The organism is Microbacterium sp. M28 (assembly GCF_025836995.1).
In the GTDB taxonomy this organism is placed as follows: domain Bacteria; phylum Actinomycetota; class Actinomycetes; order Actinomycetales; family Microbacteriaceae; genus Microbacterium.
The window spans coordinates 3361503-3371690 of the sequence record NZ_CP107546.1; the positions used below are offsets into that span (position 1 = coordinate 3361503).

General features: G+C 65.5%; 13 protein-coding genes. All 13 read right to left on the reverse strand.

All coding sequences use genetic code 11. The features are described from left to right. Positions 1-32: 32 nt before the first annotated feature. Entirely contained in the window at positions 33-551 is a 519-nt protein-coding gene (locus tag OED01_RS16290; RefSeq protein ID WP_264156331.1) for a GrpB family protein, read from the reverse strand. Positions 552-570: 19 nt separating this feature from the next. Next, a complete protein-coding gene (locus OED01_RS16295) occupies positions 571-906 on the reverse strand; it encodes a tryptophan synthase subunit alpha (RefSeq protein ID WP_264156332.1) in 336 nt (111 codons plus the stop codon). Between the two features lie 9 nt (positions 907-915). Then, a complete protein-coding gene (locus OED01_RS16300) occupies positions 916-2355 on the reverse strand; it encodes a sugar porter family MFS transporter (protein WP_264156333.1) in 1440 nt (479 codons plus the stop codon). A 71-nt stretch (positions 2356-2426) separates the two neighbouring features. Further along, positions 2427-3386, reverse strand: coding sequence for a ParB/RepB/Spo0J family partition protein (locus tag OED01_RS16305; protein ID WP_264156334.1), 960 nt, complete (start codon positions 3384-3386; stop codon positions 2427-2429). Beyond that, positions 3386-4279 carry a ParA family protein gene (locus OED01_RS16310; RefSeq protein ID WP_318841116.1) on the reverse strand — a complete coding sequence of 298 codons (894 nt, stop codon included), beginning with the start codon at positions 4277-4279 and terminating at the stop codon, positions 3386-3388. The genes OED01_RS16305 and OED01_RS16310 overlap by 1 nt, the downstream gene beginning before the upstream one ends. Before the next feature lie 756 nt (positions 4280-5035). After that, positions 5036-5494, reverse strand: a complete 459-nt coding sequence (locus tag OED01_RS16315) for a hypothetical protein (RefSeq protein ID WP_264156336.1) — start codon at positions 5492-5494, stop codon at positions 5036-5038. Between the two features lie 272 nt (positions 5495-5766). Next, positions 5767-6192 carry a GNAT family N-acetyltransferase gene (locus OED01_RS16320; protein ID WP_264156337.1) on the reverse strand — a complete coding sequence of 142 codons (426 nt, stop codon included), beginning with the start codon at positions 6190-6192 and terminating at the stop codon, positions 5767-5769. 711 nt (positions 6193-6903) lie between these two features. Continuing rightward, positions 6904-7530: a 16S rRNA (guanine(527)-N(7))-methyltransferase RsmG gene (rsmG, locus tag OED01_RS16325; RefSeq protein ID WP_413231594.1), complete on the reverse strand. Its 627-nt coding sequence runs from the start codon at positions 7528-7530 to the stop codon at positions 6904-6906. A gap of 30 nt (positions 7531-7560) precedes the next feature. Continuing rightward, positions 7561-8058 (reverse strand): Jag family protein, encoded by a 498-nt coding sequence (locus OED01_RS16330; protein WP_264156338.1) that lies wholly within the window; start codon positions 8056-8058, stop codon positions 7561-7563. Next, complete coding sequence (gene yidC, locus OED01_RS16335; protein WP_264156339.1) at positions 8058-9125, reverse strand: membrane protein insertase YidC; 1068 nt, start codon at positions 9123-9125, stop codon at positions 8058-8060. Before yidC ends, OED01_RS16330 begins: the two co-directional genes overlap by 1 nt. A gap of 3 nt (positions 9126-9128) precedes the next feature. Then, on the reverse strand, positions 9129-9479 hold the full coding sequence (yidD, locus tag OED01_RS16340; RefSeq protein WP_264156340.1) for a membrane protein insertion efficiency factor YidD: 351 nt from the start codon (positions 9477-9479) through the stop codon (positions 9129-9131). Then, the gene (rnpA, locus tag OED01_RS16345) at positions 9476-9826 is read right to left on the reverse strand and encodes a ribonuclease P protein component (protein ID WP_264156341.1); all 351 of its coding nucleotides are present in this window, start codon (positions 9824-9826) and stop codon (positions 9476-9478) included. Before rnpA ends, yidD begins: the two co-directional genes overlap by 4 nt. 6 nt (positions 9827-9832) lie before the next feature. Continuing rightward, the gene (gene rpmH, locus OED01_RS16350) at positions 9833-9970 is read right to left on the reverse strand and encodes a 50S ribosomal protein L34 (RefSeq protein WP_013584598.1); all 138 of its coding nucleotides are present in this window, start codon (positions 9968-9970) and stop codon (positions 9833-9835) included. Between the last annotated feature and the right edge of the window lie 218 nt (positions 9971-10188).

A 10188-nucleotide genomic window follows, 5' to 3' on the forward strand; every position in this document is an offset into this window, starting at 1 on the left:
CCCGTCCCTCTTCGTCGAGGGGCGGGCCTTCGTCATTTGTCGTAGACCGGAACGGACGCGAGCCCACGCGCCTGACGCGCCCGGTCCACGATCTGCTGGATGACGGCGGTCTTGCCTGCGTTGTAGCGCGCACGGCCGGCGGCGGCATCCCGCGCGGCGGCCAGTTTGGCCTCCTGGTAGAGCGCCGCATCGTCCGGGTGCGCGAGGAGCCAGTCGCGCAGGATGCGCTGGTTCGCCGTGTCCCACTGCTCGGGCGGGAAGAAGTGGGCGATGCGGGTACGGACCCCGCCCGGTTCGAACACCATCACCGGATGCGTCCGCACCCCGCTGCCTATCCGCCAGCCGGCCGCCTCGAGGCGCACCCGAAACGCGTCCAGCTCGTCTGCGGCCGTGAGGTGCACCGCGACATCGATGATCGGCTTGGCCGTCAGCCCCGGCACGGCCGTGGAGCCGATGTGCTCGATCTCCCATTCCGCGTTTCCGAGTCCGCGCAGCTCCGCGGCGACGTCTTGGAACATCTCCGGCCAGGCGGGGTCGTAGTCGACGAGCATGGCTCAGGCTGTCGCCGAGCTAGGAGGCGTCCGCGATCGTGGCGTCCCAGCGGCGGTACTTCGGCCCGTCCCCCAGGAGCTTCCAGACCGCCGGGGTCAGAGGCGGATACTCCAGGGCGATCTGACGAAGGACGCGGTAGTGACGAGCCGCGTTGGGGCGGACGCCGTCGTTGGCGGAGATGTTGTCCGCCCGCAGCAGGTACACGACGAGTTCGTCGACGCTCGGCAGGTCCTCCATGAAGTCCCACGGGTCCTCGCCGCCGAGAAGCCGCTCCTGGATGAGGACGGCCAGTTCGTCGGCCGCTTCGGCGCGGAGCACTTCGAGGCTTGCTCGGCGGGGAATGGCTTCAGTCACCCATCAAGCCTACGCGCGCTTCTTGTGACCTCGGTGGGTGATCTCGACGACGTCGGTCATGGTCTCGAGTTCGCGTCCCTTGGTCTCCGGGACCCGGAAGTACACGAAGAAGAACGACAGAGCCGCGAAGAACGCGTAGAAGCCGTAGGCGAACGTGAGCCCGATCTCCGCGAAGGCCGGGAACGTCGTCGAGATGAAGAAGTTCGCGATCCACTGCGCGGCCGCCGCGACGGCCAGAGCGCCGGCGCGGATGGAGTTCGGGAACATCTCACCGAGCAGAACCCAGACCAGCGGTCCCCAGGTCGCTCCGAAGAACACCACGAAACCGTTGGCGCACACGAGCGCGACCAGCGACCACGGCTGCGGAAGGACGACGCTGCCGTCCTGAAGAGTTCCGAACGAGAACGCGACGGCCATGAGACCGAGAGTGATCGTCATGCCGACGGAACCGATCAGCAGCATGGGCCGTCGACCGACCTTGTCGACGAGCAGGATCGCGACGATCGTGACGACGATGTTGGTGATCGAGGTGATCACGGAGGTCAGGAGGGCGTTCGATTCGTCGAAACCGACCGACAGCCACAGCGTCGTCGAATAGTAGAAGATCACGTTGATGCCGACGAACTGCTGGAAGACGCTGAGCAGGATGCCGACCCACACGATCGGCTTCAGCCCGAAGAGGTTGCCGCGCAGATCGCGCAGGGACTCCCTCTTCTCGGTGTTGATGGTCGCCTGGATCTCCTGGATCTTCAGATTCACGTCGGTCTCGCCCGTGAAGTCGTACAGGACCCGCGACGCCTTGTCGAGCTCTCCCCGCGCGACGAGGAAGCGCGGCGACTCAGGCAATCGCAGCGCCATCACGCCGTAGACGATCGCCGGCACGGCCTCGGCCATGAACATCCATCGCCAGGCATCCAGTCCGAACCACAGCGGATCGGCCGCGCCTCCGGCGACGTTCGCGAGGATCGCGTTCGAGACCAGCGCGGTGAAGATGCCGAGCACGATCGCGAGCTGCTGGAGCGACCCGAGTCGTCCGCGGATGCGGGCCGGTGACACTTCGGCGATGTACGCCGGGGCGATGACGGATGCCGCGCCGACCCCCAGACCACCGATCACGCGCCAGATGATCAGATCGATGACGCCGAACGCGAGTCCCGAGCCGATCGACGAGGCGAGGAACATGATCGCCGCGATGACCATCACCGGGATGCGGCCCCATTTGTTCGCGAGGGAACCCGCGAACCAGGCACCGATCGCACAGCCGAGCAGCGCCGACGAGACGGCGAAGCCCTGCAGTGCCGGGCCGAGATCGAAGGCTCCGGCGAGGGCGTCGACCGCCCCGTTGATCACAGCGGTATCGAATCCGAACAGGAAGCCGCCCAGGGCCGCCGCTATGCTGATTCCGATGACCCGGCCGCTGATGCGTCCCGGAAGTCTGTTGTTCGACATGGTTCCGCTCCCCCGTTTGCAGCGAGTCTATTGGGATGCCCTCGTGGGGCGGTGATGGGGCCGAGAGCGGGTCAGGCGCCGTAGCCCTCCTCGCCGAGTTCGGCGAGGATGCGGTTGAGATCCTGGATGGATGCGAAATCGATGACGACCTGGCCTTTTCGTGAGCCGAGATTCACCTTGACCCGAGTGTTGAGGCGATCGCCGAGCTTGCTGCCGACCTCATCGAGATAGGCGCGTCGCGCACCCGGCTGCGGCTTGGCGGCCTTCGAACCGGCCTCGCGCGGTGTCGCCTTCGCCGCTTCCTCCGCCGCACGGACGGACAGGTCCTCATTGATGATCTTGTCGGCGAGGCGCTGCATGGCTTCGGGGTCGTCCAGGCTCAGGATGGCGCGAGCGTGGCCTGCGGAGAGGACGCCGGCGGCCACGCGCTGCTGCACCGGAACAGGCAGCTTCAGCAGTCGGATGGTGTTGCTGATACGCGGGCGTGAGCGTCCGATGCGGGTGGCGAGTTCCTCCTGCGTGATGCCGAAGTCCTCGAGCAGCTGCTGGTAGGCGGATGCCTCTTCGAGCGGGTTGAGCTCGGAGCGATGCAGGTTCTCGAGCAGCGCGTCCCGGAGGAGGTCCTCATCCGTCGTGTCCCGGACGATCACCGGGATCGTCTCGAGGCCGGCTTCGCGGGCGGCGCGGGTGCGGCGCTCGCCCATGATCAGCTCGTAGGCGCCGTCGGCGTTCGTGCGGACGACCACTGGCTGCAACACGCCGAACTCGCGGACGCTGTGCACGAGCTCCGCGAGGTGCTCGGGGTCGAAGTGCGTGCGCGGCTGACGAGGGTTCGGGACGATCTCGTTCGGATCGACATGGACCAGCCGTACGCCGGGGATCTCGGCGAGTTCCGGGGTCGCCTCGGTCTCGACGGGCGGCTCCGGCTTGATCTTCGCACCGGGGAAGAAGACGTCGACGGGGCGTTCGGTCTGCTCCGTGGTGGGGATGAGGGCTCCTATCCCCCGCCCGAGTCCAGTTCGCTTCGCCATCAGTTCTCCTTGCTCTGTGTGCTGCTGGTGCGCGCCGCGGTACGCTGCGCGATCTCGACTGCCGCCTCGCGGTAGGCCACGGCCCCGGCAGAGTTGCCGTCGTATTCGATGACGGTCTGACCGAAGCTCGGCGCCTCGGAAACGCGGACCGACCGCGGGATGACGGTGTGGAGCACCTGCTCCGGGAAGTGTCCTCTGACCTCGTCGGCCACCTGCTGGGCCAGACGGGTGCGCCCGTCGTACATCGTCAGGAGGATCGTCGAGAGGTGGAGCTTGGGGTTCAGATGCTTCTGGATCATCTGGATGCTTCCGAGGAGCTGGCTCAGGCCCTCCAGCGCGTAGTACTCGCACTGGATGGGGATGAAAACCTCGGATGCCGCGGTGAACGCGTTGATCGTCAGCAGCCCCAGGGACGGCGGGCAGTCGATGATCACGAAGTCCATCGGGTGCTCGGCGAGGTAGGCGTCGAGCGCCCGTCCGAGCCGGTGCTCCCGCGCGACCTGCGCGACGAGTTCGATCTCGGCGCCGGCGAGGTGGATCGTGCTGGGTGCGCAGAAGAGATTCTCGGACTCCGGGCTGGGCTGCACGATCTCCGCGAGCGCGACGTCGTTGATCAGCACATCGTAGATGCTCGTGACATCCGCGCTGTGGGGGATGCCGAGGGCTGTGGAGGCATTGCCCTGCGGGTCGAGGTCGATCACGAGAACTTTGGCGCCGAGGTGCGCCAGCGCTGAAGCGACGTTGACCGCGGTCGTCGTCTTGCCGACCCCACCCTTCTGGTTGGAGACCGTCAGAACGCGTGTCTGCGAGCCGTCGAAATCGAGGGTGACCGCCTCCAGGGCCCGGCGTCGCGCGCTGAGATCAGCGAGTTCACGGGCGAGTGGGGTGTCCATCCCGAAGCCATCGTTCGGTGGTGCCTTTTCGGGTTGTTTCACGTGAAACATCCACTCCTTTCGGGGCCGCGTTCCACTCTAATCGAGGTGACCGACCTTGACGGGCACGGGCTCGGCTCGGCGGTGGGCCGGCTGTTCGACCTCACCGGATGCCTGTGCCCGAGAGGGCGCTGTCGACTGAGACGCGCGGCTTGGCTGAGCTCGGCTGACCTCGGCTCTCTCGGCGTCCACTCGGGTGTAGCGACCCGCAGCGAACCTGCGCACCATTGCTGCGGATCGAGGGCCGCACCCATGCCCGCAGTACCCGAGGTGGCGCGGAATCGGGGTGGGGGGCGCGTTCACAAACGTCACCGTTTCACGTGAAACACCACATCTTCGCCCTGTACGTCGCCTTCTGATCGGCCGGTAGCCGGTCATTCCGATCGCCGGTCGCGGAGTGGTGCGTACGCGTCTCACCCCTCGGTGAGTCTCCCCCGCTCCGCGCCGACAACGACCGCGGCTCAGCCAAGTCACTACGAGACCCGTCCCGGCATATCAGCGAGCTGCTACGGTCTTGGCCGCGGTGGGCCGCGGTCCGCACGAGCAGCACCGCGGTCGAGTGCGACGGTCGCGCTCGCGCGTTTCATCATCGGATTCGCGACGTGGCCTACCGCTCAAGCCCGGCATGGACAGTCGCAACCGATGCCGTTGAGCAGCCGACAGCCACCAAACGATCGAGACCCGATTCCCGCTCGCCGTGTTTCACGTGAAACGCTTTCACGCTGATCGGAGTGCTGCTTCTATCCGCTCGCGGGCCTCCAGGTTGTCCGCGTCCGCAGTCGACCATCGATTCAGCTGATCGAGCGCCCATTCCCAGTGCTCCCGACGCGGCACGATCGACAGTTCCCGCTCGGCCGCCGGCCAGCCGAGCGCGGTTCTCTCGCCGTCGAACTCCGCCGAAGCCCGCCAACCGGCATCGCGGACGCAGGCCCCGTTCATCAACGTGAGGGAAACACCGTTCACCGCATCGATCGCCATGCTGTTGTCGACGCTGGCGTCGACTCGCTGCCACAACCGAACAGGCAGTCGGAGCGTGATGTAATCCATGACACCATCATCGCGCTGCCGGATCCGCACCGACGAACAATGTTTCACGTGAAACGGACGAAGACTGCCGAAGCCGGACGCGGCGGATCCACGGATCGCGGTCGACTCCGCCTGTCGCGTGATGAGCACTACCTCTCCGGCGACACGACCGATCGCACGATCCCCCACTCAAGTGGCGCGAGAGGTTCCTGAACCTCCGCTGCGCGGCGTGCAGAACTGCCGCGGAATCGTGAATCAGTGTACTCCGAACCGACATACCAGTCCGCGGCGAGGCACCTCTGGTCCGAAGGAAAGCGGCCGAGTGCCGTCCGCCGCCACGGTACGGTCAGCCGTCACGGAACGGAAGCACGGAGCACTCTGCCGTTTCACGTGAAACAACCGCCGGCGCCCGCCGTCGAGAATCACCGGATCATGAAGACGTCCACAGCATCCTGCTTCTCGACGACGAAGCCATGGCGCAGGTAGAGCCGGGTCGCGGCACTTCCCTGCAGGACATTCAGCCGATGAACCACGTCGCGGGGTTCCTGGGAGAGGATGTCGGCGAGCACTTCTCCACCGATACCCTTGCCTTGCACTTCGGGGCGCAGGTAGAAGTGCTCGATCCAGCGGGTTTCCCTCTCTTCGCGGACCGCGATCGTTCCGGCATCCTGCCCTTCCCAGATGATCACGCGTGTGTTCTCGGGCTGGAACGCCGCGAGAAAACGCTCGCGAACACGAATCGGATCGTACCGACCCAGCCGCTCGAGGTCGGCACGCAGGACGTCGGCGCGCAAAGCCGCTACCGATGCAGCATCCGATGTCGTGCTCGGGCGGTAGCGCCACATCATGCGTCGAGCACCCCTCCCCTCGGTCGGACTATGCTGACTCGATTGTTTCACGTGAAACGGCGGGCCGGGATACGTCGAGTCCACTCGAACACGACTTCCGTCGGATCCGCGAGCGACCTCCGTGCCCGACCTTGAGTATGTCGCCTTGCCGGAACATGTTCCACGTGAAGCATCAGATTCGATTTCTGTCCCACCCGGTTCGGTTCAAGGACAGACTCCTGCCGGAGCCTCACGCACGCGCCTCACCGCCGCCGTGCTGCGAATCTTGTTGGCGTTCGATGGGGAGACCGGTCGCTTTCGCCGTTCGCACGGCACGGGAGGACCTGTGAAGCCTAAGCCTCCGCCATGCGTATCCTGCACGGCCACCCATCAGCAACCGACCAATTGACGCTCTCACCTTGTTGCACATCGAGTCAGGCCGCTGGGACCGAAGCCCTGACGTCCGCGTCGGAACCCCCGGCGATGATCGTGCCCGCACCCTCGCCGCGGCTGCCTTCACACGGGGCTGGCGAAGCGCACCGTTTCACGTGAAACGCCCACCATAACGGCTGCACCCTTCGCTGATCCCCGATGTCGGACCGTTCGGTCGACAAACAGTGCCCTCAGCGGATACGCGTCCCGCAGCAACCCACGTCCTATCCGGTCGCGAGGCCGGTCGGCGTCTCATCAGGCTACCCGCACGATGTTTCACGTGAAACATCGCCACTGGTACTAACCGCGGACGGTGGCGCGTACGACGCGCGTCACTTCCGGGAGAAGGCCTTCACCCAGGACTTCGACGCGCACATCCGTCAGCTTGTACTTCTTGATCTGCTTCTGGGCGGCATCAATCTCGTTCGCCGCGTTCACGCCCTTCAGAAGAACCAGATCACCGCCGTCGCGTACCAGCGGTGCGGTGAGCGGCAGCAGCGTACGCAGCGCGCTGACAGCCCTGGCCGTCACCACGTCGAACGACTGCGGCCGGCCGACCTCCTCCGCGCGCGCACGAAGAACCTCGACATTGTCGAGACCGAGGGCGTCTACCTGCTCATTGAGCCAGTTGATCCGCCGCTCCATCGGCTCGATGAGCGTGAAACGGACGTCGGGCCGAGCGATCGCCAGGACAAGTCCTGGGAGTCCTGCGCCGGAGCCGATGTCAGCCACAGTTCCGTGCAGCAACGGCGCCGCGATCGCCGAGTTCAGGATGTGACGGGTCCACAGCCGAGGAAGCTCCAGTGGACCTATCAGTCCGCGTTCCTCCCCCTGAGCCGCCAATGCGTCCGTGAAGGACCGCGCCAATTCGACTCGATCACCGAACAGCGACACGGCCGCGGTGGGTTCCTCCTCGACATCACTCATGAGTCGCTCCGCACCGTTTCACGTGAAACATCAGTGGCGGCGGATGACCGTGTGACGGTCCGCACCTTCGCCGTAGGACTCGGACGTGAGTCCCCGATCGGAGACGATGTCGTGCACGAGCTTGCGCTCGTAGCTGGACATCGCAGGCAGCGACGCCTGGGATGCTCCTTCATCGAGCTTCACGACAGCGGCATCCACGAGCCGTTCGAGCTGTCGGCGCCGCGCGTCGCGCGAGCCCCCGATGTCGAGGATGAGCCGCGAGAACGATCCCGTCCTGCTCTGCACAGCGAGGCGCGTGAGCTCCTGCAGTGCCTGCACGGTGTCCGGTGCGGAGAGCAGCTCGACCCCGCCGCCCTCTTCCGCCTCGACCGAGACGTAGGCACGGCCCTGACGGACATCCAGGTTCAAGTCCCCGTCGATGTCAGCGATGTCGAGCAGCTCCTCGAGGAAGTCGGCAGCGACATCCCCTTCGGCCTCCAGATCCGCGACGGTGGGCGCAGGGCGCTCGGTGATGTTCTCGACGCTCATCAGTTGGTGCCCTTCTTCTTCGCACGCTTCTTGCCGACCGGCTGCTGACGCTTCGGAGCCTCGGCCTTGGCCTTCTCCGCCTCTTCCAGCTTGCGCTGCTGCTCGGCCTCGTAGACCGACATCGGGACGACCTTGCCCTCGGAGTTGATGGCCTTGCCCTTGCGAGCGAGGCGCTCCTCGCGCGCCTTGGCCGCTTCGGAACCAGGCGTGGGCATCTCACGGATGACCAGGAACTGCTGCCCCATCGTCCACAGGTTCGACACGAACCAGTACACGACGACGCCGAGCGGGAAGAAAATGCCCGAGAAGATGAAGCCCAGCGGAAGCACGTAGAGCATGATCTTCTGCATCTGGTACGCCTGGCCGGTCTTGGCCTCGGGGGACAGGTTCTTCGAGATGATCTGCAGCTGCGTGAAGAACTGCGACAGGATCATCAGGACCACGAGGATGACGAGCAGCACGATCGCCGTGACGTTCTGCGTCTCGATCGCGTTGCCCAGGGTGCCGTGCAGCGAGACCGTCCCGAAGATCGTCGCGTCGTAGAACTCCTTGGTCAGCTCAGGACTCAGCAACCCGACGCCGCCCAGGCCGGCCTGGGCGTGCTTGGTGACATCATTGAGCACGCTGAACAGGGCGAAGAAGATCGGCATCTGCACCAGCAGCGGAAGACAGCTCGACATCGGCGTCGTGCCGTGCTTCTTGTACAGCGCCATCGTCTCGCGGCTCATCGCCTCACGAGAGAGCTGATCCTTCTTACCCTTGTACTTCTCCTGAACTTTTCGCAGTTCAGGGGCAATTTCCATCATCTTTCGCTGGCTCTTGATCTGCCGGACGAACAGCGGGAAGACCGCAGCGCGCACGACGATGACCAGGCCGACGATCGACAGGATCCAGGTGATTCCGGCCGCCGCCGGCAGCCCCACCGCGGTGAACAGCCAGTGCCAGAAGACGAGCACGGCCTCGACCGCCCACTTCAGCGGCCACAGGATCGTCCCGAGCAGGTCGAACCCGGTGTTCTCGGGTGCTGGTGTCGATGTCGCAGACGCGAGCAGAAGGTCAAGACCCACTGTTCAGTCCTTTCGAAGAGGAACGACGAAACCGTGAGAGGTCAGGTCGTAGTGGAAATGCTTGTGCGGGCGGACGTCGTCGACGCCGCCCTGAGTCCAGGGGTTGCACCGCAGGATGCGCCATGCCGAGAGCACGGCTCCCTTGATGGCGCCGTGCTGCTGCACAGCACCTACAGCGTAGGCGGAACAGGATGGGTAATAGGCGCACACATCTCCGTAGAGCGGGGAGATGACTCTGCGATACCCGGCGAGGAACCCCAGCACCAGATTCCGGGGGAGCAGTGGGATGCTGCGCAGCAGGTCCCCTGCGTGGAAGTGCGCCTCGCCGAAGGCGTAGGACGGCAGGGCGCTCACGGCGCCACCGGTCGCGTCAAACGGGTGACGCAGCGCTGCACATCCGTACGCAGTTCCGCGAACGAAGCCGTCGCGGATGCAGGAAGGGCACGGATGACGACATCCGTGCCCTGAGGGACCACTGGCAGCAACTCGGCACAGACGGCTTTGAGCCGTCGACGCACGGTGTTGCGGATCACAGCGTTCCCCACCTGCTTACTGATGATGAACCCGAACCGGGCTGCTCGCTCCGCATCCGACGTCGTGAGAATCGACGTGACGACACGGACACCGCCGCACCGCGAACCGCGCCTGACCACCATTCGGTAGTCATCACCACGGGTCAGACGATGCGGACGGGCGAGCACAGCGGGTTACGCCGAGAGCTCGGTGCGGCCCTTCGCACGACGGGCCGCCAGGATGCCGCGGCCGGCGCGGGTGCGCATGCGGGCACGGAAGCCGTGCTTCTTGGCACGACGACGGTTGTTGGGCTGGAAAGTGCGCTTGCTCATGGATCACTCCGGGAAGTCAGTCACCGGATGCAGATCTACCGGGGACATGGGGGCTGCCCAATTGGGCATAAGTCAACCGATTTAGGGTACGTCAGTCTGGCACGCAGGGCAAATCCCCGCGTGGCAGCGCCGACTCCGGCATCCGATCCGCACAGCTATTATCCACAGCCGGTCGCATCCGGCGAGGGACAACACGCCCGCCGGATTTCCGCGGCAGG